27 protein-coding genes and 1 pseudogene are annotated in these 23,060 nt (G+C 76.3%); 15 read left to right on the plus strand and 13 right to left on the minus strand.

The features are described from left to right. Positions 1–113: 113 nt before the first annotated feature. The 9 genes from IH54_RS0116070 (at position 114) to IH54_RS0116110 (ending at position 7,524) form a co-directional block, all read left to right on the plus strand. Positions 114–1,163 (plus strand): cation diffusion facilitator family transporter, encoded by a 1,050-nt coding sequence (locus tag IH54_RS0116070; RefSeq protein ID WP_052397502.1) that lies wholly within the window; start codon positions 114–116, stop codon positions 1,161–1,163. 586 nt (positions 1,164–1,749) lie between these two features. After that, entirely contained in the window at positions 1,750–2,259 is a 510-nt protein-coding gene (locus IH54_RS39815; protein WP_043181110.1) for a Na+/H+ antiporter subunit E, read from the plus strand. Beyond that, positions 2,256–2,549, plus strand: coding sequence for a monovalent cation/H+ antiporter complex subunit F (locus IH54_RS0116080; RefSeq protein ID WP_052397503.1), 294 nt, complete (start codon positions 2,256–2,258; stop codon positions 2,547–2,549). Before IH54_RS39815 ends, IH54_RS0116080 begins: the two co-directional genes overlap by 4 nt. Further along, positions 2,546–2,884, plus strand: coding sequence for a monovalent cation/H(+) antiporter subunit G (locus tag IH54_RS46840; RefSeq protein ID WP_052397504.1), 339 nt, complete (start codon positions 2,546–2,548; stop codon positions 2,882–2,884). The genes IH54_RS0116080 and IH54_RS46840 overlap by 4 nt, the downstream gene beginning before the upstream one ends. Next, on the plus strand, positions 2,881–3,195 hold the full coding sequence (locus tag IH54_RS46845; protein ID WP_234343545.1) for a Na(+)/H(+) antiporter subunit B: 315 nt from the start codon (positions 2,881–2,883) through the stop codon (positions 3,193–3,195). The genes IH54_RS46840 and IH54_RS46845 overlap by 4 nt, the downstream gene beginning before the upstream one ends. Next, entirely contained in the window at positions 3,192–3,962 is a 771-nt protein-coding gene (locus tag IH54_RS0116095; RefSeq protein ID WP_052397505.1) for an MnhB domain-containing protein, read from the plus strand. The genes IH54_RS46845 and IH54_RS0116095 overlap by 4 nt, the downstream gene beginning before the upstream one ends. Further along, complete coding sequence (locus IH54_RS0116100) at positions 3,959–4,303, plus strand: sodium:proton antiporter (protein WP_031517302.1); 345 nt, start codon at positions 3,959–3,961, stop codon at positions 4,301–4,303. The genes IH54_RS0116095 and IH54_RS0116100 overlap by 4 nt, the downstream gene beginning before the upstream one ends. Positions 4,304–4,312: 9 nt before the next feature. Beyond that, positions 4,313–6,181 carry a complex I subunit 5 family protein gene (locus IH54_RS0116105; RefSeq protein WP_031517304.1) on the plus strand — a complete coding sequence of 623 codons (1,869 nt, stop codon included), beginning with the start codon at positions 4,313–4,315 and terminating at the stop codon, positions 6,179–6,181. Positions 6,182–6,267: 86 nt separating this feature from the next. After that, positions 6,268–7,524 (plus strand): MFS transporter, encoded by a 1,257-nt coding sequence (locus IH54_RS0116110; RefSeq protein WP_052397506.1) that lies wholly within the window; start codon positions 6,268–6,270, stop codon positions 7,522–7,524. A gap of 315 nt (positions 7,525–7,839) precedes the next feature. Here the strand turns inward: IH54_RS0116110 and IH54_RS0116115 are convergent, their stop codons facing one another. The 5 genes from IH54_RS0116115 to IH54_RS46855 all read right to left on the minus strand — a co-directional run bounded on the left by IH54_RS0116115 (position 7,840) and on the right by IH54_RS46855 (position 11,879). Beyond that, positions 7,840–8,967 (minus strand): enolase C-terminal domain-like protein, encoded by a 1,128-nt coding sequence (locus tag IH54_RS0116115; protein WP_031517307.1) that lies wholly within the window; start codon positions 8,965–8,967, stop codon positions 7,840–7,842. Beyond that, the gene (locus tag IH54_RS0116120) at positions 8,964–9,434 is read right to left on the minus strand and encodes a hypothetical protein (protein WP_031517308.1); all 471 of its coding nucleotides are present in this window, start codon (positions 9,432–9,434) and stop codon (positions 8,964–8,966) included. Before IH54_RS0116120 ends, IH54_RS0116115 begins: the two co-directional genes overlap by 4 nt. Before the next feature lie 198 nt (positions 9,435–9,632). After that, positions 9,633–10,103: a DUF5709 domain-containing protein gene (locus tag IH54_RS0116125; RefSeq protein ID WP_031517309.1), complete on the minus strand. Its 471-nt coding sequence runs from the start codon at positions 10,101–10,103 to the stop codon at positions 9,633–9,635. Between the two features lie 516 nt (positions 10,104–10,619). Beyond that, positions 10,620–11,648 carry an SDR family NAD(P)-dependent oxidoreductase gene (locus tag IH54_RS0116135; protein WP_052397507.1) on the minus strand — a complete coding sequence of 343 codons (1,029 nt, stop codon included), beginning with the start codon at positions 11,646–11,648 and terminating at the stop codon, positions 10,620–10,622. Positions 11,649–11,708: 60 nt separating this feature from the next. Then, positions 11,709–11,879, minus strand: a complete 171-nt coding sequence (locus IH54_RS46855) for a hypothetical protein (protein WP_234343547.1) — start codon at positions 11,877–11,879, stop codon at positions 11,709–11,711. Positions 11,880–12,579: 700 nt separating this feature from the next. Between IH54_RS46855 and IH54_RS0116140 the strand changes: the two genes are divergently transcribed. Both IH54_RS0116140 and IH54_RS0116145 read left to right on the plus strand, forming a co-directional pair. Further along, entirely contained in the window at positions 12,580–13,152 is a 573-nt protein-coding gene (locus tag IH54_RS0116140; RefSeq protein WP_031517313.1) for a hemerythrin domain-containing protein, read from the plus strand. Between the two features lie 199 nt (positions 13,153–13,351). Beyond that, complete coding sequence (locus tag IH54_RS0116145; RefSeq protein WP_031517315.1) at positions 13,352–13,777, plus strand: DUF2267 domain-containing protein; 426 nt, start codon at positions 13,352–13,354, stop codon at positions 13,775–13,777. A gap of 65 nt (positions 13,778–13,842) precedes the next feature. Here IH54_RS0116145 and ligD (IH54_RS0116150) read toward each other — a convergent pair whose 3' ends face one another. Genes ligD (IH54_RS0116150) through IH54_RS0116160 form a run of 3 tightly spaced genes read right to left on the minus strand, consistent with a single transcriptional unit; the run spans position 13,843 to position 16,444 of the window. Next, positions 13,843–14,760, minus strand: coding sequence for a non-homologous end-joining DNA ligase (ligD, locus tag IH54_RS0116150; RefSeq protein WP_031517317.1), 918 nt, complete (start codon positions 14,758–14,760; stop codon positions 13,843–13,845). Positions 14,761–14,762: 2 nt separating this feature from the next. After that, positions 14,763–15,731: a non-homologous end-joining DNA ligase gene (ligD, locus tag IH54_RS0116155; protein WP_052397518.1), complete on the minus strand. Its 969-nt coding sequence runs from the start codon at positions 15,729–15,731 to the stop codon at positions 14,763–14,765. A gap of 41 nt (positions 15,732–15,772) precedes the next feature. Further along, entirely contained in the window at positions 15,773–16,444 is a 672-nt protein-coding gene (locus IH54_RS0116160) for a DNA polymerase ligase N-terminal domain-containing protein (protein ID WP_052397508.1), read from the minus strand. A gap of 279 nt (positions 16,445–16,723) precedes the next feature. Here IH54_RS0116160 and IH54_RS0116165 point away from each other — a divergent pair, with 279 nt between their 5' ends. After that, positions 16,724–17,050, plus strand: a complete 327-nt coding sequence (locus tag IH54_RS0116165; protein WP_031517323.1) for a hypothetical protein — start codon at positions 16,724–16,726, stop codon at positions 17,048–17,050. 76 nt (positions 17,051–17,126) lie between these two features. Here the strand turns inward: IH54_RS0116165 and IH54_RS44525 are convergent, their stop codons facing one another. Beyond that, positions 17,127–17,459, minus strand: a complete 333-nt coding sequence (locus IH54_RS44525) for a DUF6479 family protein (RefSeq protein ID WP_031517325.1) — start codon at positions 17,457–17,459, stop codon at positions 17,127–17,129. Positions 17,460–18,130: 671 nt separating this feature from the next. Here IH54_RS44525 and IH54_RS0116175 point away from each other — a divergent pair. Next, positions 18,131–18,358 carry a hypothetical protein gene (locus IH54_RS0116175; protein WP_031517327.1) on the plus strand — a complete coding sequence of 76 codons (228 nt, stop codon included), beginning with the start codon at positions 18,131–18,133 and terminating at the stop codon, positions 18,356–18,358. A gap of 343 nt (positions 18,359–18,701) precedes the next feature. Here IH54_RS0116175 and IH54_RS0116185 read toward each other — a convergent pair whose 3' ends face one another. Next, positions 18,702–18,860 carry a hypothetical protein gene (locus IH54_RS0116185; RefSeq protein ID WP_031517331.1) on the minus strand — a complete coding sequence of 53 codons (159 nt, stop codon included), beginning with the start codon at positions 18,858–18,860 and terminating at the stop codon, positions 18,702–18,704. Between the two features lie 630 nt (positions 18,861–19,490). On the opposite strand from IH54_RS0116185, the gene IH54_RS0116190 reads away from it, so the two are divergent. Together IH54_RS0116190 and IH54_RS46860 are read left to right on the plus strand one after the other, a co-directional pair. Further along, complete coding sequence (locus IH54_RS0116190) at positions 19,491–19,919, plus strand: NUDIX hydrolase (protein WP_043181114.1); 429 nt, start codon at positions 19,491–19,493, stop codon at positions 19,917–19,919. A gap of 15 nt (positions 19,920–19,934) precedes the next feature. After that, the gene (locus tag IH54_RS46860) at positions 19,935–20,837 is read left to right on the plus strand and encodes a phosphotransferase family protein (RefSeq protein WP_234343549.1); all 903 of its coding nucleotides are present in this window, start codon (positions 19,935–19,937) and stop codon (positions 20,835–20,837) included. 96 nt (positions 20,838–20,933) lie between these two features. Here IH54_RS46860 and IH54_RS0116200 read toward each other — a convergent pair whose 3' ends face one another. From IH54_RS0116200 to IH54_RS46870, 3 genes and pseudogenes are all read right to left on the minus strand, one after another. After that, the gene (locus IH54_RS0116200; RefSeq protein WP_031517337.1) at positions 20,934–21,272 is read right to left on the minus strand and encodes a YciI family protein; all 339 of its coding nucleotides are present in this window, start codon (positions 21,270–21,272) and stop codon (positions 20,934–20,936) included. 268 nt (positions 21,273–21,540) lie between these two features. Then, positions 21,541–22,557, minus strand: coding sequence for a right-handed parallel beta-helix repeat-containing protein (locus tag IH54_RS46865; protein ID WP_420711765.1), 1,017 nt, complete (start codon positions 22,555–22,557; stop codon positions 21,541–21,543). A gap of 117 nt (positions 22,558–22,674) precedes the next feature. After that, positions 22,675–23,052, minus strand: a pseudogene (locus tag IH54_RS46870) (carbohydrate binding domain-containing protein); the annotation flags it as partial. Positions 23,053–23,060 lie beyond the last annotated feature (8 nt).

Below are 23,060 nucleotides of genomic sequence, written 5' to 3' on the forward strand. Positions count from 1 at the left end.
ACGCGCCAGGCCAGGGGAATACCCGCCGCCGTGTCCGAGCGAGGAGGCGTGACCATGGACGACCCCGCCGACCCCGCCCACTCCGTGGCACGCCCTGCCCGTCCCGGCCGCCCGTGACTCCCGGCGACGAGGGCGGCACGCACCCGTCGCGACGGGCGGACGACGACGGCCGTACCACCGGCACCGTGATCGTCGCGCTGCTGGCCAACGTGCTGATCACCCTCGCCAAGGCCGTGACCGGGGCGCTCACCGCCTCCCCGGCCCTGCTCGCGGAGGCCGCGCACTCCGTCGCCGACACCCTCAACGAGGTCTTCCTGCTCGCCTCGGTCCGCCGCAGCAGGCGCCGCCCCGACGCCCGCCACCCCTTCGGCTACGGCAAGGAGCGCTACTTCTGGGCGCTGCTCGCGGCGGTCGGCATCTTCGTCACCGGCGGCTGCTTCTCCTTCTACCAGGGCCTCCACGCCTGGTTCACGCCCGAGCGCCAGTCCACCGCCGGCTTCGTGGCCACCTACGCGGTCCTGGGGGTCGCGCTCGCCGCCGAGGGCACGTCGCTGCTGCGCGCCACCGCCCAGCTGCGGGCGAGGGCGCGGGCCCACGGCCGCACCCTCGCCCGGGAGGTCGCCGCGAGCGACGACCCGACCGTGCGCACCGTCTTCGCCGAGGACGCCACCGCGGTCCTCGGCGTGCTGCTCGCCGCCGCCGGTGTGCTCGGCCACCAGCTGACCGGCTCGCAGCGCTGGGAGGCCGCCGCCGCGCTGGCCATCGCCGTCCTGCTGGTGCTCGTCGCGTACGTCCTCGGCCGCGCCACCCGCGACCTGCTCGTCGGCCAGGCCGCCGACCCGCATCAGCAGCGGGAGGCGTACGGCATCCTCGCCGAGCAGCCCGAGATCGACACGGTCACCGCGCTGCAGACCATGCGCCTGGGCGTCGACACCGCGTTGCTCGCCGCCCGCGTCGACCTGCGGGCGGGCATCGACAGCGAGGAGGTCGAGGAGGTCAGCGTGCGCATCAAGGCCGAGCTCCACCGCCGCTGCCCGGCCTTCACCGAGATCTTCCTCGACATCGTCGACGCCGACACGGCCGACCGCGCCCGTGCCGCGGCCCACCGCCGAGCGCTCGACCGCGCGGCTGCGGCCCAGGACGACTCCGACCCGCCCGCCTGAAGTCGCGGCTTCTGCACGGGCGGGGCTGCCCGCGCGGCCCCCGCGTTCGACGCACGCTTCCCCCCCGCGGGCGACGGTGCCCCGCCCGCAACCGTGCTCCCCGCGGCCCGGGTGCTCCCGGAGACGGCCGCACCGCCGGGCGAGCGGGGGTGGCGGGGCACTGCGCGGCCGGTCCCGCCCCTGCCGACGGGTCGGGGGCGAGCGACCAACTCTTCGGGGCCTTGGGAACCCGCGCTGGCGGTGCTCCCGGAAACGCCGCACCGCCGGGCGAGCGGGGTCGGCGGGGCACTGCGCGGTCGGTCCCGCCACCCCCGGAAGTCCGCGGCAGCCATCTCCTCGGGGTGGTCACGGCCCGCGCTCCGGCGAGGGGACACCGCACGTGGCAGCCACCGGGGCGGGGGCCCTGGACAGCAGCCTGCCCCTCTCCTGCCGCGCAGCGGGAGGCAGCCCGGAACCCCTACGCCGCACGAGCGGCCCGCGCGGGGTTTCCGGCGCGGCGCCCGGGACAGACGGTGGCCATGGCGTAGCCCATGCGTAGGAGTGGCCGCCGGGCGTCGGCCCGGACGGCGCGGGAGGAGGCCGGGACGTGTCCAGTACCCACCGCGCGCTCGCCGCCTCGATCGCCACCGTCCTGGCGTGGACGGCCCTCCTCCTCGTCCTCTACGTCGTCCTCATCTCGGCCGTCACCCCGCTGGAGTGGGCCGTCGGCGGCGCCCTCGCCCTCCTGGGCGGCTGCGCCGCGGACGCCGTGCGCCGCGCGGAGCGGCCCGCGGTCCGCGCGGACCGCCGCACCGCCGCGGCGCTCGCCGCCCTGCCCGCGGCCCTGCTGCGCGAGACGGCGGAGCTGGCCTCCGCCGTCTCGCGCGCCCTGTTCCGCCGCGACGGCGGGTCCGCCGACGACGGTCCGGTCGTCCTACGCCTCCCCGCGGGGGGCGACCCCGCCGTCGTCGCGGTACTGCTGTCCGCGACGCCCGGCACCTGCGTCGTCGACATCGCCCCCGGCCGCGCCCCGGAGCTGGCCGTCCATCTGCTCGGCGGCCCCGCCCGGAAGGCCTCACCGGTCGAGCGGGCCCTCGGTGTGCGGCGGCCGGCGTGAACGCCTGGCTGCTCGCCGCCTGCGTGCTGCTGCCCGCGGGCGTCGGCCCGTGCCTGTGGCGGGCCTGCCGCGGCGCGCCCGCGCAGCGCCTCACGGCGACCTCGCTCGCGGGCACCATGGCGGTCGCCGTCTTCCTGCTGGCCGCACGCGGTGTGCACCGCACGTCCTACGTGGACGTCGCCCTCGTCGCGGCCGTGCTCGCGCCGACGTCCACGCTGGTGTACGCCCGCTGCCTGGCGGGCGGTTCGGCCGGGGCCCGCCCTTCCGGCGAGACGGAGGACGCGCGATGAGCGCGGCCCACGTCCTCGCGCTGGCCCTGCTGTGGTGCGGCGCCGCCGCCCTGCTGCTGGCCGCCGCGGCGCTCGCGGTGCTGCCCACCGCGTACGGCAGGCTGCACGCGCTCGCGCCCGCGACCGGCCTCGGCATCCCGCTGCTGTGCCTCGGGCTCGCGGTGGACGCGGGCGCCGGCCGGGCGGCGGCGAAGCTGCTGGTCATCGGCGCGCTCACTGCCGTGTCCGGGCCGGTCGTCACGATCGTCATCGGCCGCACGATGATCCGCACCGGCGCGGCGCCCGCACCCGCGGGACGGGCGGAGACAGCGACGGAGGAGGAGCCCCCGACGTGAACACCCCGGTGGCGGCAGCCGACTTCCTCGTCGGCGCCGCGCTCGTCCTGGTGGTGGCCGCCGCCACCGCTGCCGCCCTCACCCGCGACCCGGTGCGCCAGTCGGTGCTGCTCTCGGCGCTCGGCGTGTGCCTGTCCCTGCTGTTCCTCCTGGTGCAGGCGCCCGACGTGGCCCTGTCCCAGCTCGCGGTGGGCAGCGCGATCACCCCGCTGCTGGTCCTGCTGACGGTCCGCAAGGTCCGCCGCGGCGCGCGCGGCCGGCCCGGGGAGGGCGGCGGTGCGGCGGAGCGCGAGCAGGGGAGCGGGCGGTGAACCGGCGCGCCCGCGGCGTCGCCTTCCTGGCCGCCGCCGCCGTTTTCGCGGTCTTCTTCACGCTCGCCTGCACCGGCCTGCCGCACTTCGGCACAGCCGACCACCCGTACGGCACCAGGGCAGTAGCCGCAGCGGTGCGGCAGCACACCGCGAACGTGATCTCGTCCGTCAACTTCGACCAGCGCGCCCTGGACACCCTCGGCGAGGAGTCCATCCTCTTCGGCGCGGTCCTCGGCTCCGTCGTGCTGCTGCGCCGGGCACGCGACGAGGACCGCGCCGAGCCCGCGCCGCGCCCCGTCCTGCCGTCCACGCTGCTGCTCGGGGCAGGCCTGCTGCCGGTGACGGTGCTGGTGGGCGGGTACGTCGTGGCGCACGGCCAGCTCAGTCCGGGCGGCGGCTTCCAGGGCGGTGTGCTGCTCGCTACGGGGCTGCACCTGGCGTACGTCGCGGCCGACTACCGGGTGCTGCGCCGGGTGCGCCCGCTCGCGGTCTTCGCCGCGCTGGACGCGATCGGCGCGGGGGCCTTCACCGCGCTCGGCTTCGCCGGGCTGATCGCGGGCGGCGCCTTCCTGGAGAACGTGCTGCCGCTGGGCACCTTCAACCAGCTGGCCTCCGGCGGTCTGGTACCGCTGGTGAACGCCGCCGTCGGGGTGGAGGTCGCCTCCGGGGTGATCGTGCTGGTCGCGCAGTTCCTCGACCAGGCCGTGGAGATCGACGAGCGTGCCGCGCGCGACGCCGGACGGCGCGCAGGGGGTGACGGCCTGTGAACCTGCTGCCCTTCCTCGCGGCCGGGTGGATCTTCCTCGTCGGGGTGTACGGCATGGTGACCAGCCGCAACCTGGTGCATGCCGTCGGCTGCCTGGCGGTGGCGCAGTCCTCGACGTACGTGCTGCTGCTCGGCATCGGCTACCGGCGCGGCGGAACCGCGCCGGTCTTCTCGGACGTCCCCGTCGGCACGACTGTCGTCGACCCGGTGGTGCAGGCCCTGGTCCTGACCGACGTCGTCGTCGGGGCGACCGTCACCGCGCTGCTGCTGAGCCTGGTCATCCAGATCCGCAAGCGCACCGGGACGGTGGACCCGGAAGCGCTCACCGACCTGAAGGGCTGAGGCGCTCGCGTGCCGTCCTCCGGAGGGGGAACCGCCGACCTGCTGCCGCTCGCCGTGGCGCTCCCGCTGCTGGGCGCCGCGGTGCTGGTGCTGGCCGGGCGGGTACTGCCGCGTACCGGGACGGACGTGCTCGCCACCGCCTTCGCCGCCGGTACCGCCGCCGAGATCGCCGTGCTGTGGGCGCGGACCGGGGGCGCAGGCGGGCGCGTGGTGTCCTGGGCCGGGGGCTGGACTCCGCAAGGCGGGCAAGGGGGACACAGCGTCGGCATCGTCCTGGTCGCCGACCGGCTCGGCGCCGGGCTCGCGCTGCTCGTCGCCCTGCTCGTCGTGGCCGTACTCGTCTACTCCTGGCGCTACTTCGACGAGCCGCCCGCCCGGCACCGCGGCACCTTCCCCGCGCTGCTGCTGCTCTTCGAGGCGGGCATGTGCGGCTTCGCGCTCACCGGCGACCTCTTCGACGCGTTCGTCTTCTTCGAGCTGATGGGCGTCGTCGCCTACGCCCTGACGGGCTTCCGCATCGAGGACCCGCGCCCGCTGCACGGCGCCCTCACCTTCGGGGTCGTCAACTCGCTGGCCGCGTACTGCTCGCTGCTCGGCATCGGGCTGCTCTACGCCCGCACCGGCGAGCTGGGCATGGCCCAGATCGGCGCCGCCCTGTCCGGCCACCGCACCGACGCGCTCACCGTCACCGCCTTCGTACTCGTCATGGTGGGGCTGCTGGTGAAGGCCGCGATCGTGCCCTTCCACTTCTGGCTGCCGGACGCGCACGCCGTGGCGCCCACGCCGGTGTGCATGCTGATGTCCGGTGTGATGGTCGAGCTGGGCCTGTACGGCGCCGCGCGCGTCCAGCTCACGGTCTTCGCGGGCCCCGGCGGCATCCCGGCGGAAGCCGTCACCCGCACCCTGGGCACGCTCGGCGCGCTGACCGCCCTCACCGGCGCCGTGATGTGCTGGCAGCAGCGGCACCTCAAGCGGATGCTGGCCTTCTCCACCATCGCGCACTCGGGGCTGTGGCTGCTGGCCCTGAGCCTGCACGGCGCCGCCGCGACCGCCGGCACCGCGCTCTACGTCGCCGGACATGCCGGGGTCAAGGCGGCGCTGTTCGGCCTGACCGGCGTGCTGCTCGACCGGCACGGATCGGTCGACGAGCACGGCCTGTACGGCACGGAGCGCGGCTCGCCGTACACCGGTGCGCTCTTCCTCACCGGGGCACTCGCACTCGCCGGGCTGCCGCCGTTCGGCACCGCGCTGGGAAAGGCGGTCGCCGAGCACGCCGCCGGGGAGCACCTGGCGTGGCTGCCCGTCCTCTACGTCCTGGTGTCGGCGCTGACCGGCGGCGCCGTCCTGCGCGCGGGCCTGCGCATCTTCCGCGGCGCCGGGCCGCGGCCCGAACCGAGCCACTCCGATGTCGAGACCAGCGGTTCGGGCGAGGAGCCCGAGGTGCGCGACCCGCGGCGCAGGGTGCCGCGCACCATGACCGCAGTGCCCGCCGCCCTGCTGCTGGGCGCGCTCGCGGTCGGCCTGTGGCCGGCCGCAGGGCGGTCGCTCGCCACCGCGGCTGCCGCCTTCACCGACCGCGCCGGCTACCTGGCGCAAGTCCGTGGCGCGGCCGCCGTACCGCTGCCGCCCGCGGCCCCGGCCGCCGCGTGGACCCTGTCCGGCGTGCTGCTCGGCCTGCTCTCCGCCGCGTCCGCGGGGGCCGTCGCGCTGCTGGCGCTGCACCCCGTGGGCCGTTCGCTGCGTTCGGCGGTGCGGTCCGCCGAGAGGCGGTTGGTCGTGCCGCTGCGCCGCCTGCACTCCGGGCACATCGGCGACTACGTCGCCTGGCTGATGGTGGGCCTGGCCGGGCTCCTGGTGGCCCTCGCGGCGCAGCTCTGAGCCGTGGGGGGAGAGGGAAGTGGGCCAGGAAAAGTGGCCCGGAGTGGGCCTGACCACCGGTCCGCCCGCCCCGTAGCGTCGCCTGTGTGACGACCCACCCGCAGCGCGGACTCGCGCTGGCCCAGCTCGCCAACTCCGTCGGTGACGGCGCCTTCTACACGACGTCGGCGCTGTACTTCACCCGGGTCGCCGGGGTGTCCGCCGGGCGCGTCGGGCTCGGTCTGACCCTCGCCTGGGCCGCCGGCTCGCTCGTCGGCGTACCGCTCGGCCGGATCGCCGACCGGCGCGGGCCGCGCGGCACCTCGGTGCTGCTGGCGCTGACCACCTCGGCGGCGGTGGGCTCCTTCCTGGTGGTGCAGGGCTTCGCCGCGTTCCTCGCCGTCGCCTGCGCCTACACGGCCGCGCAGTCGGGCCTGGCGGCCTCCCGGCAGGCGCTGCTGGCCCGCCTGGTGCCCGCCGGTGAGCGCACCCGGCTGCTGGCCCGGCTCCAGGCGACGCTCAACGGCGGCCTCGCGGTGGGCGCCGCCGTCGGCGGGCTCGCGCTGGGCGTCGGGACGGCACTCGCCTACCGGGCCGCGCTGGGACTGGACGCGCTGTGCTTCCTCGGCTGCGCGGTACTCCTGCTGCGCCTGCCCGCGGTCCGGGCCGCGGGTGCGGCTCCGGCCGCGGGACCGGCCCGGCGGCCGGGGATCCTGCGGGACCGGCCGTACGCGCTGGTGGCGCTGCTCAACACGGTCCTGATGCTGCGGCTCCCGCTGCTCAGCCTGGCGCTGCCGCTGTGGATCACCGAGCGCACCGGGGCACCGGCGTGGCTGGCGTCCGGCCTGTTCGTCCTCAACACCCTCGCGGTCACGCTCTTCCAGGTGCGCACCGCGCGCGCCGTCACCGGACTCGACAGCGCCCTGCGGGCGGTGCGGCTGTCGGGCGTGGTGATGCTCGCCTGCTGCGCGGTCTTCGCCCTGTCGGCGGGGCGCTCCGCGGGGCCCGCGACGGCCGTCCTGCTTGCCGCGGCCGTGCTGCAGGTCATCGCCGAGATGCAGCAGTCCGCGGGTTCCTGGCAGCTGTCCTTCGACCTGGCCCCCGCGGACCGGATGGGCGAGTACCAGGGCTTCTTCGGCACCGGCGTGACCGTCGCCCGCACGCTGGGCCCCCTGGTGCTGACCACCCTGCTGCTGGACTGGGGCACCCCTGGCTGGCTGCTGCTCGGCGCTCTCATGGCGGGGGCCGCCTGGGCCACGGGTCCGGCCGCCCGCTGGGCGGACCGGGGCAGGACGGCACGTGAAGCGAGCAGCGGCACGACCACCGCCGGGCGCCTGGAGCCGGCCGGTGGCCTCCGCGCGTGAGCAGCGGCAGCAAGTCCGGTCGGCGCCCTGCGGACTGGAGGGCAGCCGGTGCGGCGCCGCCCGTCCCGGAAGGGCTCGGCGGGCGGGGAGTGGAGGCGACGGTCCCGGCCGATGCGGAGGCGCGGATGAGCACCACCGGGCACGGGAGCCGTGCGGGCCGGTCGTTCGCCTTTGGGGGCACCCGCCGGACGCGTCCCGGGCGGCGGACGTCCGGCGCGCGGACGGCCGGGGAGCGCTTGCGGGTCCGCCCCGCCCGGCTGCGGGAAGAGGGGCCGGGCGTGCCCTTGCAGTCCGGCCGTCCGCGCCCGACGGGGTTCAGGCGTCGCGGTACGGCTCGGCATCCGGCCCGCGCAGCTCCATCCCGTGACCGGGGGAGCCGTCGGCGCCCGGGCGGACCGTGCCGCCCGTCGGGTCGAGACAGCCGCTGAAGAGCGCCCGTTCGATCCTGACGTGGTCGTGGAACCACTCCATGTGGCGGAGGTTGGGCACCGCCGCGGCGGCGTGCGCGTGCAGGTGGGGCGCGCAGTGGGCGGACACCTGGAGCCCGCGCGCCTCCGCGAGGGCCGCTGCCCGCAGCCACACGGTGACGCCCCCGCAGCGGGTGACGTCGGCTTGGAGACAGTCGACCGCGCCCGCCGCGAGCATCTGCTCGAAGTAGGCGAGCGTGTAGCCGTACTCGCCCGCTGCGACGTCGGGACGTACCGCGTCGCGCACCCGGGCCAGGCCTGTGAGGTCGTCGGAGGAGACAGGCTCCTCGAACCACGTGACGTCCTCGGCGTCGAGGTGGGCGGCGAGGCGGACGGCCTGCTTGGCGGTGTAGCCGCCGTTGGCGTCCACGTAGAGCTCCGCTGCTCCCGCGGAGCGGCGGGCCGCACTGATCCGCTGCCGGTCGCGTCCCTCGGCGGTGCCCCAGGACTCGCCGATCTTGATCTTCACCCGCGGGATATCGGACTCCTCGGTCCAGGTGCGAATCTGCCGGTCCTGCTCGGCTTCGCCGTAGGTGGTGAAGCCGCCGCTGCCGTAGACCGGGACCTCGTCGCGGGCAGCTCCGAGCACAGACACCAGGGGCAGGCCGAGCAGTCGCGCCTTGAGGTCCCACAGGGCGATGTCGACCGCCGAGACCGCGTGCCCCGCGATGCCCGGCCGGGCGGCGTTGCGCACCGCCCGGGTCATCGCCTCGTTGGCGGCGGGCACGTCCCACACCGCACGGCCGGTGACGGCCGGCGCGAGGTGGGTGTCCACCACGGTTGCGGCTGCGGGGGAGCCGTACGTCCACCCGAGGCCGGTGACGCCTGCGGCCTCGGCGTGGACCGTCACCAGCGTCGTGGCGTCCCAGGTCAGCGTGCCGTCGGCCTCGGGACGTTCGGCCGGCACGGTCCAGACGGCGGTCCGCAGCGACTCGACGTGCGGCGGGTCGCCACCGGCACCGGAGGCGGCGGTCACCCTTCGTCCCCGGCTCCGGGACGGTCCGCCCGGTGGCGGCGGCCCGGCAGCATCTCCTCGCTGCCGACCAGGGCGCGGGCGACGTGGACGCCGTTCTCGGGCAGCAGGTCGTCGAGGTCGTAGCCGGGCACCGGGCGCGCGGTCTTCGGGCAGCCGCGGCGGATGCCGGGGAGACACCGGTCGCCGAACGCGCGCAGGCCCGCGTACAGCCCGGCACACCGGTCGCCCTGGGCGGCGATCGCGTCGAACTCCTCCGGCGGGGTCCGCCCCACCCGGCAGCGCGTCCCGTCGTCGGTGAGGACATCCGGACGGCGCACGCTGTCGGCGGTCCTGCCGTACGCCTGCGCGGACGCCCCGCAGCTGCCCGCGCCGAAGCGCACCTCGCCGCCGGCCTCCTCGCGGAGTGCGGACTCCAGGGCCGTGGGGTCGGGTGCGGAGGCGGGGGCGGACCGTTCGACGATGCTCATACCTGGCCTTCCGAGTGCGCTGCAGTCGCCCCGCGAACCGTTCCCGGCCGGTGCGGTACCGGACGTGCGGCGCCCGCGGCCCGGGCCGGGGCTGCCCGCCCCGCTTCCGCTTCGGGTGCCCGCTCCCCGGCGGGCTGTTCCGCCTCTCCCCGCGCCGGCCCGCCGGCCCGCCGCCCCGAGTGCATCAGCTCGGCCCCTTCACTCGCGTCCCGGACTTTCCGGGTCCTCCGTCACGTGCACCGCAGCCTCCTCCGCGCCCGCCGCCGCGCCGTCCACGCCGACGTCCTCGGCCGTCACGGGATCGCGGGTGGCCCGCTCCATGCCCTGGTCCGCCGCGACGAGCCGCCCGGCGCGGGCGTCACCCGCCTCCGGGTCCACCGGCTCGCCCTCCGAGTCGGAGGCGTCACCGATGCCGTCGCCGGCGCCCGGCTGCACGTCCGGTGTCTCCTGGGCCAGGCGCTGGTCGAGGGACTCGCCGTCCCGCTGCTCCTCCGCCGTGGTACCGGGGCCGTCCACGGCGTAAGGCCGCTCGGGCGGGGAGTAGCCCTTGTCCAGTTCGGCGTCGTAGTCGTCCTCGCCGAGCGCGTCCTCCATGTCCAGCGGGTCGGCCTGCTCGTCCTCGTCGCCGGTCGGCTGATAGACCTCGTCACCCATCGTCTCGTCGCTCATGGCGGCGCTCCTTCCGCAAAGCCGCTGTGGCCTGCGGCTGCCCGCTGCTCGTCCCGCCATGCATGCGCGGCCCGGGACTCCGCCGTCCCGGGAACGGCACGCGTACCCCCCGCATGCCGGGGCATCTGCCCGCTACGGACCATTCCGAGGCACCCGTACGCGACGCGCTCGCGGCCTGCCACGCCGAGGGGCGGCTTCCCTTCACCCCGCCGGGTCACAAGCAGGGGGCGGGGCGCCGACCCGCGTGTGCGCGAGCTGCCGGGTGGCGGGGTCTTCGCTGCCGGCGTCCTCGCGGCCGCCGGGCTCGACGACCGGCTCTCCGGGCAGCAGGTGCCGGAGCGGGCCCGGGCACCCCGGCGCGGATGACCTGCCGGCCGCCCGGCGCTCCGGGCGCTCGGCACTGCGCTGCTGAGCCCGGCGAGGGTCCCGGCCGGGACGCCCCGCGGCCGTGGGCCTGCCGTCCTGTTCAGCCCGGGCCTGCTCCCGTGCCCGCTACGGGAGCAGGCCCCGTCCGCGTCACCGCGCGGGACGCGGAGGGTTGCGTCGCTGGTTCAGCCCGGCCGCCGCGCGGTCGTTGAGGGCGCTGCCCCACGCGCGGAGCCTGCGCAGTACGGGCGGCAGGCCCCGGTCCGCGGCCGCCTCGACCTCCCGGCCGGGCACCGGCGACGACGGCCCGTCGTCCTGCGGTGCCGCGGGCAGGGCGCGGGCGGCGAGCGAGCTGAGCTTCACTGTGAGGGCCGGGGCCAGGCCGTGGCCGAGGTCGGCGGCCTTCGCGGCGGGGGTGAGGACGACCCGGGTCCGGCGCCGGGCCAGCGCTGTGACCACGCGGTCGGCGGCCCGCCCCGCGTCCATCGACATCAGCGGACTGCCGGCCAGGGCCGAGAACCACCCGAACTCGCGCTCCGCCTGGCCGCCGAACTCCGCGGCCAGGTGCGATCCGGTCCGCATCAGCCCCGGGTGCACCGCCGTGACGCTCACGCTGCTGTCGGCCAGCTCCGCGTGCAGTCCCTCGGCCAGCGCCGCGACCGCGGACTTCGCGCACGAGTACGGCAGCAGGTGCGGGGCGGACACCAGCCCGCCGACCGAGCCGATCAGCGCCAGCCTGCCGCCTGCCGGGCTGCGCCGCAGCCATGGCAGGGCCTCCAGCGCCGTGTGCACCGAGCCCATGAAGATCGTGTCGGAGGCGGATGCGAAGTCCGCGGTCCCGAGCGCGTCCAGCGGCGCGACCTGGATGATCCCGGCGTTGGCCACGACCACGTCCACTCCGCCGTGCGCGTCCGCCGCCTCCCGCATCAGGTCCGCGACCTGGACGCGGTCGGTGACGTCGCAGCGCACGATCCGCACGTCCGCACCGGGGCGGTCGTCCAGCAGCAGCTCGCGCGCCCGTTCCAGCTCCTCCCCGTCGCGCGCCGCGATCGTCACGGCGCAGCCGCGGTCCAGCAGCTGCCCGGCGACGAGCAGTCCCAGCCCGCGCGACCCGCCGGTCACCACCGCGGACAGCCCGGCCAGACCCTGCTTGCCGGCCGGGGTGAACAGGCCGTTCATGACGGCCTCCCTTCCCTGGACATCCGGGTCCCACCTCTCGGGTACCACCGGCGGCGCGCTTCACACGGGAGGGGACGAGCCCAGTGGCGCGGGGCGAACAGGTCTTCGAGATCCGGGAAGGGGATGCCGCCCGCGAACCGGCCGTACGGCGTCAGGGCGTACCCGCCCGCGGCCGCCGACAAGCGCGGAGAAGACGGCGCCGGACTCCCAGCGCGGCGCGCACGTCCACACGTACGCGCCGTCCGGGCCCAGCAGCGCTCCCCGACACCCCGCCGGACAGCCACGCCTCGGTCGTCATCGGGCCGCCTCTCCGTGCGGGTCGGGGGTGGCCCGGCCCGGGGGCGTGCATCTGGCGGACCAGCAGCCCGCCGCGGACGTCGAAGCCGATGTGCAGCGTCGAGTCGTACGACTCGGGCATCGGCAGCCCGTCGAGCGGTGCGTAGCTGCCGTGGGTACGGGATCCGGCGTGGGCCGGAGTCGAAGAACAGCGCCGGCCACGGCCCGGACCGCCTCGTTGGCCGGCAGCCACCGGTCGGGGGTGGTGACACCGGAGCGCACGGCGCCGCGCGCGCCGCGCGTGCTCCGCCGTCTGCGCAGGACGAGCACCGCCGACCACCCTCACGGAAAGTCCGCGGCCGCGGCAGACCGCGGCCGCGCCGGGCGATCCTCCGCGGCCGCGGTCGTGGTGGACATGGGCGTCGTCGACGCGAGGGACCGCCCGCACGGCGTGGCAAGGGGCCGCTGCGCGACCCCGCTGCGGCCTGCGGATGCGAGGGGCGGGCCGTGACGGTCCGCCAGGATGTCCGGAAGTGCCTGCGCGGCAGCCCGGTTTGAACGCGCCTGCAGCGGTTACCCGCACCCGAATACCGCCCGTCCGACACGGAGAAGGACGCGCACACAAGGACCGAAGACGACGCAGAAGGAGCCGACGATGAGTTCTGCCACAGCCGAACGGACCCAGGCGGCCCGGCTGCCCGACGGCGACGTGGTCGCGGTGCTGCTGACGCAGCACGCGCGGATCCGCGACCTGTTCGGCACCGTCCGGGAGGCCAGGGGAGAAGGGCGCAAGGAGGCGTTCGACGAGCTGCGGGCGCTGCTGGCCGTCCACGAGGTCGCCGAGGAACTGGTCGTGCGGCCGGTCGCCAAGCGCTCCGCCGGGGAGCGCGAGGCGGCGGCGCGCGATCACGAGGAGGCCGAGGCCGCGCAAGTGCTCGAACAGCTGGAAGGGATGGATCCGGACAGCCCCGGATTCACCGAGATGCTCGGTGAGTTCGAGAAGGCGGTCGGCGACCACGCCGACCACGAGGAGTCCGAGGAATTCCCGGCGCTGATGCGCGACTGCACCGAGGACCGCCGCCGGGCCATGGGCGAAAGGCTGCTCATGATCGAGCGCCTGGCGCCCACGCACCCCCATTCCGCGGTCGCGGGCCGACCGGGCGCGCTGGCCCTGACCGGCCCCTTCGCGGCCATGGTGGACCGGGTCCGGGACGCGGTCACGCGCTGACCGCCTGGACCTGCCGCCGCGCGGGCCGGGAAGCCTGAACGGGCTTCCCGGCCCGCGCGGCGCGCGGCGGCCCCATCCGCCCCGAGCCGATCGCCCGGCGCGGGCGGTAATCCCCGCCCGAACGGGTACCCGCTCCGGTGCGCCGCCCTGAGCCGCGCCCCGCGGCTGACGACGGAACGGGCGGCGCGGGGAGTGAGCCATGCAGCACAACGAGATGATCGGAAAGGTCCAGGAACTGGCCGGCCTGCCCGACCGAGGCTCGGCGGAGCGCGCCACCGGCGCGGTGCTGCGCACCCTCGGCGAGCGCGTCGCCCCGGGGCTCGCCGAGCACATGGCCGCGCAACTGCCGCCGGACCTGGGAGCGCACCTGCGGGCCGCCGCCCAGGACGCCGGGCGCGACGGGCGCGGCCGGGCCGCGGGGGAGCGCTTCGACCTGACCGCCTTCGCCGGGCGGGTCTCCGGCCGCGCCGGGGTGCCGGACGACGCGGCCGTACGCGACAGCGCCGCCGTGCTGGAGGTCCTGGACGGGGCGCTGTCCCCGGAGCTGATGGACAAGGTCGCCGCCGACTTCTCGGCGGATCTGGGCGAGCTGCTGCCCTCGGGGCGGGCGCGTGGGGCGGGCTGACCGCCCGGGAAAAACTCTCGACCTCAACTGTAGGGTGAGGTTGAGGGTGCACTCCAGTGGCGCAGTCAACCGTCCTTGCGCAGGGCGTCCAGCCGGCGGCGCGCCGGGCCCAGGGCCCGCGGGCGGGGCGCGTCGCGCCAGGGGTCCGCCTCGGCCAGGGCGGCGGCGTCCGCGAGCGTCCAGCGGCGGGCCGTCACCTCGGGGTCGTCCACGTCGTCCCAGGCGAGCGGTGCCGCGACGGGGGCGCCGGGGAGCGCGCGGACCGCGTACGGGGCCACCGAGGTCTGGCCGTAGGCGTTGCGCTGCACGTCCAGGTAGAGGCGGCCGCGGCGGGCGGCCTTGCGGGGTGCGTCGGTGAGGCTGTCCGGGTGGCGTGCGGCCAGCAGCTCCGCCGCGTCCCGAGCGAAGGCGCGCACGTCGTCCACGGGGGATCCCGCGTCCAGCGCGACGAGCACGTGCAGCCCGCGCGAACCGGTCGTCATCACCGTGGACGGCAGCTCCAGCTCGTCCAGCAGGCCGTGCACCCGCCGCGCGGCCTCGCGGACCGGAGCGAAGTCCGAGTCCGGCGGATCGAGGTCGAAGACCAGCCGGTCGGGCCGGTCGGCGCGGTCCGCGCGGGAGAGGAAGCGGTGCAGCGTCACGCACGCCTGGCCGGCGAGGTAGACCAGCGTGGCGGTGTCGTCGCACACGGTGTAGGTGACCGTGCCGCCCTCCTTGGGCAGTTCGGCGCGCCGCACCCAGTCGGGCACGTGGTCCGGCGTGTCCTTCTGCATGAAGCCGTGGTCCTCGATGCCGCCGGGGTGCCGCTCCAGCATGAGCGGGCGCCCGCGCAGGTGCGGCAGCATCCGCGGGGCGACGGCCTTGTAGTACGCGGCCAGATCCGCCTTCGTCAGGCCGTCCGCGGGGAAGAGCACCTTGTCCGGGCGGCCGATCCGCACCGAGCGGCGGCCGGCCCGTACCGTCTCGTACGGCGTCCCCGCCATCGTCAGCGCCTCCCCGGCGGCTGCTCGCGGACCACATCGGCGGGCCGCCTGTCCTCGCGCAGGCCGAGGAAGCGCGGGTGGCGCAGCCGGCCGTCGCGGGTCCACTCGGTAAAGGCCACCTGCGCGACCAGCTCCGGGCGCACCCAGTGCGCGGTGCGCTCGCGGACGGGGTCGGCGAAGGGTGAGCGGCCGGTTTCCAGCGCGTCCAGCCGCTCCCGCAGCGCGCGCAGCGTCCGCGTGTCGTAGCCCGTGCCGACCTTGCCCGCGTACCGCAGCCGCCCCTCCTCGTGGTAGCCGACCAGCAGGGCGCCGAAGCTGAGCCGGCTGCCGGCCGGCTCGGTGAAGCCGCCGACCACCAGTTCCTGGCCGGCGGCGCATTTGAGCTTGAGCCAGCTCGGCGAGCGGCGGTGCGCGTACGGCGCCGACGCCCGCTTGGCGATCAGCCCCTCCCAGCCCCAGCCGCACGCCCGGTCCAGCAGCTCCTGCCCGCCGTGGTTGCGGTGCGGGGTGAAGCGCAGCGGCGCCCGGAAGTCCAGCGCGTCCCGCAGCAGCGCCTTGCGGGCCCGCTGCGGCAGCCCGGTGGTGTCGACGCCGCCGAGCCGCAGCAGGTCGAAGAGGTAGTACGTGACGGTGACGCGGGCGGCCCGCACGGCAGCCGGGTCGGTGAGGCCGCTGCGCTGCTGGAGCAGGGCGAAGTCGGTACGGCCGCGGTGCAGCGCCACGATCTCGCCGTCCACCACGAAATCCGGGCAGGCCTGCTCCGCGAGCGCCGAAACCACCTCCGGATAGGTCGCGTTGAGCCGCTGCCCGGTGCGGGACCACAGTTCCACCCGCCCCTCGCGGTCGCGCGAGGCCAGCATGCGGATGCCGTCCAGCTTGCGCTCGAAGATCCAGCCCTCGCCGAAGCTCCGGACATCGCTCAGCTGGGCCAGCATCGGGGCGCCCGTGTCGGGACCGGCGGGCCGCAGCATGCCGCGCTCCCGCTCGCTCAGCCGGTCCAGCAGCGGCCGGCTCACGACCCCTGCCCGTGGCCGGACCTGTCGCTCTCCCAGGTGTCCGCCTCGCCCGCTTCCGCCGCCGCGCGCATCTGGCCGAGCGTGCGGCCGCTGAGCGCGGACCGGGCGCGCCGCGGGTCGGGAGTGGCGTGCCGGCCGGCCCGCGCGTCCGCGCGCTTGACGAGCAGCCACGCCTCGCGGCCGCCGTCCTCGCCGGAACCCCGGATGCGGGTCAGCGACCAGCCGCCGTGCAGCTTGTGGCCCGCGAGCCGGAAGGACACGTGGCCGCGCTCCACGCCCTCGGCGAGGGGCACCGGGCGGCCGCGCCGGTCCTCGGTGGCGTTCTCGTACGTGCCCTCGTCCCACACGATGACCGTGCCCGCGCCGTACTCGCCCGCCGTGATGGCGCCCTCGAAGCCGCGGTAGTCCAGCGGGTGGTCCTCGGTCGGCATCGCGAGCCGCTTGTCGTGCGGGTCGTCGGACGGCCCCTTCGGCACCGCCCACGACTTCAGCACGCCACCGGCCTCCAGCCGGAAGTCGAAGTGCAGGGAGGTGGCGTCGTGGATCTGCACCACGAAGGACGGCTCACCGCCGCCGTCCGCACCGTGCCCGCCGCGCCCCTCGGGCTCGCGGGTCCGCGCGAAGTCCCGCCGGCGGCGGTATTCGGCCAGTCTGTCCCGTGCGGCCATGGCGGCAGCCTCCTCCCACCTCGCTCACCCGGCGCGTACCCGCACCGCCCGCCGCTATCCGCACCTCGCCGAGTGGGCAGGAATGCGGCCTTCCGCATCGGGTAGTCGGCCGACAGAGCCGGTACGCCCCGGGTGCCCCCGGCCCGTACCGGCGCCGGGGCCGCCCACGGGAGGCGTACCCGACCGGCAGCGGCGCGCCCTCCGGCCGCACCACGGGAAGGGCACCGGCCGACAGCGCCCGCCGACCGCCACCGGAGCAGCTACGAGAGGAGCCGGCACATGCCCGCGGGAAGCAGTAGCAAACGGGAACGGCAGTACGAGCACATCAAGGAGAGCGCGCAGGAGCGCGGCGCGTCCGCGGGGCGGGCGAAGGAGATCGCCGCCCGCACCGTGAACAAGGAGCGTGCGCGCTCCGGCGAGTCCCGCTCGGCGAGCAGGACCTCCACCGGCGACCCCGAGTCCGCCTACCGGCGCGGCGGGCGGCGCTCGCACAGCGGAGCCCAGGGACCGACCAGGGACCAGCTCTACGAGGAGGCCCGGAAGAAGAACGTCGAGGGCCGCTCGCAGATGAACAAGGAGGAGCTGCGCCGCGCCGTCGGCCGCTGAGCGCCACCGCACGGCACGGGCCGCCGCCACGCACCGCGCGTGACGGCGGCCCGTGCCGCGGGCGGGCCCTTCGCCGTCAGCCCTGCCCGTCCCGGCCGCGTGACGGGGCCGAGTGGTGGGCTTCGCCCTCCCGGCCCTCCCGCGGCTCGTGCCACACCTCGGCACCGCCGTCCTCGTCGTCCGCCCGGGCCGCGCGGGCCGAGTGGTGGGTCTCGCCCTCCTGCGGCTCGTGCCACGAGCCCGCCCGGGGCTGCGGCTCGCGCACGGGGCCGCGTCGGCGCTGCAGCGCCCGGGCGCCCCACCAGAAGGCGAGCATCAGCACGCCGACGACGATGATGCCGAAGACCACGGCCCACGCCGTGACGCTCGACGACGCCAGCTCGGTGGTCTGCCGCACCGCTGTGATCACGGGAATCCGCCTCCTCGCAAGTCCGGTCCGCGCGTCAGACGGCGGATCCGCTTCCGGTCATGGCCGGAAGAGCACCTCGACGGCGCTGTCTTCCTTCTTCTGGAAGGTCGCGTACGCGACCGTTGCCCGTCGAGCGGCACGTGGGGGACACGCAGGTGTGCCGCCTGCGGGCCGGGCGCCGCCCCGTACGGCTCGGTGGTGCCGAACAGCCGCGCGCGCATGACGTGCTCGGTGGCCTGCGCGGTCTCGCACCGCCTGAACAGGCCGCGGTGAGCACGTCCGGCACGTGCCGTCGGCGCTCCGGAAGGGGCGGCGACGCGGTCGCCCGGTGCCTTGACCGGCGTCGGGACCTCGCACAGGTGCAGGCCGGATCCGCACGGCCCGGACGAGGTGGTGCGGACGGCAGCGTCGGTCTCCTCCTCGACCCGCGGACCGTGGAGGTGTTTCGACCCGGACGTCCCGCTTGCCGTGCCACCCGGTGGCGCGCATACGGCTGCACCTTTCCCTCGCGTCCTCCCTGCTTTCCGGCCGCGCCCCGCCCGTCGCCGGACGCGGGCGGCCACAGGTGCGGGTGCCCTCAATGCCCGCCGTGAAACGGGACAGCAGAGTGTTTTGCGACGACAGCAGAGGAAATGCGCCCATGTGTGACTCCGCAGCCCAGGAGGCCTGACATGGCCGTACGCCACCAGTTCGTCGGACGCTCCCGTGAGGACGTGCGGAAGGTGCTCGCCGACCGGGACGCCGACGCTGAGCGGGACGCCTACGCCGACCGGGTCGCCTGGGCGTCCGGGTCGCACGGCGGCAGCGGCGACCGGCCGCGGGCGGGCACGAGCCCGTACCACCACGCTGAACCCGGGCCCTGGCCGTCGGCCGACGGCACGGTCGTATCCCCCCGGTGACGCTCTGCTCAGGCGCGCCCTGCGCGGCCTCGCGGGCGGATGACCGGCGCCCCTTCGTTCCGGTGTGCAGCGGGTACCCGGCGCGCGAAGCCACGAACCCCGCGACCCACGGAGGACAGCCTTGGACAGCTCCGACGACACGCACATGACCCCCGACCTCCCGCCGCGGGTCGGCACCCCCGACCTCGCGGGCCAGGGCGGGCCGCGCTCGGACGGGGGCCGCGAGCGGCACGGCGAACCCTCCGCCGACCCCCGGGGCGCAGGGCCGCGGACCGCCCGCGGGCGTGGGAAGGCCCCGGGGCGCCCCGTCCGGTGACGGGGGCGCGGGGCCTTCCGGCGGGGGTCACCATCGATACCATCGGCGGCGTCCCCCGCCTTCGGCGGCCCGGAAGACGAATCCGAGCAGCCAGACGACGAGGACCACCGCGGCTGTCCACCACAGGACCTTCAGTGCGAAGCCGAGCCCGAAGAGGACCACGGCCGGCAGCAGGACGAGAAGCAACGCAGCCCTCGTGGACACCTCCGCGGCGCCGTCTGCCCCGTCCTGCTCCGCCGAAGCCCGCGGCATCGCGACAGCGCCCCGTGCGCCGGACCGCCCCGAGCGGCCACCACGCCCCGGACGCCCCCCCACTGCCCTCACTGTCCCCACTGCTCCCGCCGCCCCGGCGCCGCCCCGGTCCTCGACGTGGACGACGTGCGGGGCGGTGCCGCCGTCGTGCCGCTCCGGGCGTCCGAACCGGCCGACGGCGAGGGTGCGGTGGTCGTCCGGCTCCCCCGGCGCCACGTACGCCGGGACGTCCTGGTGACGGCCCGTCGCCGCCCGGCCGGGGACGTCGACGAGGCCGAGGACGTGGAAGTCCCTGCGGAAGCGCCCCCGCAGGCGGATCGGCCGCCGGACTCCCGTCGCCTGCCCGGCGAGATCCCGCCGGTTGCGGTCAGCACCATGCGGGTGCCGGGCTCGAAGAGCACCCAGGACGTGTGCGGATCGTTCGGCGGCGGCGCCCGACGCAGGCCGGTAGGTCGGAGTTCAATCCCGCCGTCATGCCGCGGCTCCCGGCGGCCGGTTACGCTCTTCGGCCATGACCGGCCGACTGAAGGACACCGCCGCGGGCCGCCTCCCCGGGGGTGCGGCATGAGCGCGCGCACCCGGGTCTCCGCCTACGCCGTCGCGTCGCGCGGCGGCCGTCTGCTGCTGGCCCGCCTCGCCGCCACCTCGCCCGTCTTCACTCCTGGCCTGTGGCATCTCCCCGGCGGCGGTATCGACCCCGGCGAGCAGCCGGTCGAGGCACTCACCCGCGAGCTCCACGAGGAGACCGGCCTCGCCCTCACCACCGCCCGCCTCCTCGACGCCCGCACCTACGCGGCGAGCAGGCTCGGCGTGGACTGGCATCTGACCGCGCTCTTCTACGCCGTGGAATTCGGCGGAGCGAACCCGGCCGTGACCGAGACCGACGGCAGCACCGACGCGGCGGCCTGGGTCCCGCTGGCGGAGCTGCGCGGACCGGACCTCTCGCCGCCTGCTGCCGACGCCGTCCGCCTGCTCGGCGCCGCCGCCCGCTGACGTATCCTCACCCGCATGCCGCCGCCCGCCCAGCGCCCCCCGAGCCCCCGAGCCGCCTCCGCGTCCCCGCCCGCCGGCGGCACGGCGGGAGATCCGCCGACGACGTCCGGCCGGTGGAGCACCCACGGCGTCGAGGTCGCCGCGGACCGCGTGACGAAGCGCTTCCTGCCGGGGAGCGGCGGGCGGGCCGAGCGGGAATGGCGGGCGCTGACGCTGCTGTCGGTGTACGCGCCCGGGCTCGCGCCGGAACCCCTCGCCGCCGAACTCGACGCGGAGCGGCCCGTCGTGGTGATGTCCCGGCTGCCCGGCGACCCGCTGCGGGACGCCGCGCTCGGGACGGAGCAGCTCGACGCCCTCGCCGCCGCGCTGACGGCGCTGCACTCCGCCGTCCCGCCGGAGGCGCTGGGCGCCCTGCCGCCGCGGCCCGGACGGCCCAGCGCGCTGCGGCCCCACCTCGACCGCTGGGCGGCGGAGGTGCGGCCGCGGACCGGCGGTGCGGTGCGGCAGGCCGTGGACGCCGGGCTCGGCTGGCTCGCCCGCTCCGCGCCGGACGACGGCGACCGGGCGGGCCTGCCCGCCGCCTTCGGGCCCGGCGACGGCAACCTCGCCAACTACCTGTGGGACGGCGCCCGGGTCCGCGCCGTCGACTTCGAGGAGTCCGGCCGCAGCGACCGCGCCTTCGAAATCGCCGAGATCACCGAGCACGTGAGCGCCTGGGCCACCTGCCCGCTGGACGTGCCCGCCCTGCTCGCCCGCCTCGACCTCACGCCCGCCGAGACCGCCCGGCTGCGCGCGTGCCGCAGACTGCTCGCCCTCGTCTGGCTCTTCCTGCTCGCCCAGGACGACCCGGCCAACCCCCGCAACCCGCCCGGCACCGCCGAACGGCAGGCGGCCCGCCTGCTGGAACTGCTGGGCTGACGCCTCGCCCTCGCCTCCGGCCCGGTCGCCCTGTCCTGGCCGCGGCCGAACTCCCGCCGCTCGCACCGGAGCCACCCGGGCGCCGGGGCCTTCCGGTCAGACGTCCGGATCGTCCATGATCTCCCGGACCTCCTGCGCGCAGCGGCACGACGCGGCGAACCTGGCCGCCCAGCGCAGCGCCTCCTCGCGCGACGGCACGTCGACGACCGAGAAGCCGCCGATGACGGCCTTGGTCTCCGGGTACGGGCCGTCGGTGACCGTCCCGTCGGTGCCCACGACGCTCGCCCGCTGCCTCTCCAGCCCGCCGCCGAAGACCCACACGCCGGCGTCCTGGGCCGCCCGTACGACCGCGTGCGCGGCCTCGGCCACCTCGGGCAGATCCTCCGCGGGGAAGGTCATCGCGCCGTCGTCGAACGAGATCAGATAACGCGTCATGCACGGCTCCCTCGGTGTCCGGCCCTCCGGTGCCGCTCACCATACGGCGAACGCCTGCGCGGGACGGGCATTTCGCCACCCGCTCCACGGGAACCGGCGGACCTACCGCCTGACCGGATGTGACGCAACGGCCCGGCGCGCCCCGCCGGTGCGGGGCGCGCCGGAGCGGACCGGACGGCCGCGTGGCCGGCGGGCTGCGCCGTCGGCCGGACGACATCTGCGGCACCTGCCCCCGCGGGTGTGCGGGGGCAGGCGCCGCGGCCGCCGGTCAGCCGATCGGGATACCGGGGTTGACCAGGCCGTTGCCGCCGGTCACGGTGTTGTCCGCGGCGACGGTGACGGGGCAGGTGGCCGCGTCGTAGTCCGTGACGTGGATGGCGTAGCGGTCCGGGCCGGTCGCGCCGGTCAGGTCCGAGGCGTTGCCGCGGAAGACGGTGCCGCAGCCCCAGCCGTCGAACTGGCTGTGCGTCTGGAAGCCGTCGTTGGTGCTGCGGCTGCCGCGGTTGCCGGTGACGGTGTAGCCGTTGCCCTTGATGTCGACCCATGAGTCGTCGTAGTTGGCGCCGGTCAGGCCGCTGCCGTCGAAGGTGTTGCCGGAGATCACGCCGCCGGTGGTGCCCTCCTTGATGTCGATGTTCTCGCCGCCGACGTTCGGGCCGATGACGTTGTCGCTGATCCGCACGTGGTCGCTGGTGTCGGTGAGGGTGTTGGCGGTCCCGACGTAGACGCCCTCGCCCATGCCGTTGCCCGAGGTGCCGGTGTCGTGGATGAAGGAGTTCTGCACCACCCCGTAGCTGCTGGAGGTGCGGAAGTGCACGCCCTCCATCGTGGTGCCGTACACCTGCACGCCGTCCACGGTGACGTGGTCGGACGAGTCGATCATGATGCCCTTCTGGGCGTGGGTCAGGGTGACGCCGCGGATCGTCCAGTACGGGGAGGAGGTGAGCTGGACGACGTTGCCGCCGCCGCTGGAGGTGGTCAGGACGGCGTTGCGGGAGCCGGTGAGGACGATGGGCGCGGCGGCGGTGCCGGCGGCGGTGATCTTGAAGTTGCCGGTGTAGGTGCCGTCCGCGAGGGAGATGGTCTGGCCGGGCAGGGCCGCGGCGAGCGCGGCCTTGAGCGACTGGCTGTCCTTCACCTGCACGAGCTGCCCGGCCGGGGGCGCTCCGGTGGGTGTTCCGGTGGGCGTCGCGGTGGCGCTCGGGGCGGCGGTGGTCGGCGGGGCCGTCGTCGGCGGGGCGGTCGTGGGAGGGGCGGTGCTCCCGGCCGCCGGGCCGCTGAGCACGGCGTCGTCGGCGGAGACCGCACCCGAGGCGTACCAGCCGCTCACGGTGACGGTGAGCGAGGTGGTCGAGGCCGTGGCCGTGACGTCCAGCGAGAGCGGGGCCCAGCCCGCGGCGGCGGTCCAGGTGGATTGGGAGACCCCGGCGCCGGACACGGAGAGCCGCGCGTACGGGCCCTTGACCCACACGCTCAGCGCGTACCGTCCGCCGGGCCGGACCGCGACGGTCTGCGAGCAGGCCGCGGTGTCGGAGCCGGTGGGCGTGGACAGCAGGGCGTACGTGCCGGAGTGCGGGGCGCTCGCGGTGACGGCCGACTGTCCCGAGCACGTCCACCCGGCGGTGGTGCCGCTCTCGAAGCCGCCGTTGGCCAGCAGGCCGGACGCTTCGTCGGCGGACGCGGCGCCGGGCAGCACGGCGAGCGCCGCCGCCGCGGTGACGAGGGCTGCCGCGGTCGCGGCCACGGCGGCGCGGGCGGTGCGGTGCGGGGGGAGGGGCATGACAAGTG

The organism is Streptomyces sp. NRRL F-5123 (genome assembly GCF_000721495.1).
Taxonomy (GTDB): Bacteria; Actinomycetota; Actinomycetes; order Streptomycetales; family Streptomycetaceae; genus Actinacidiphila.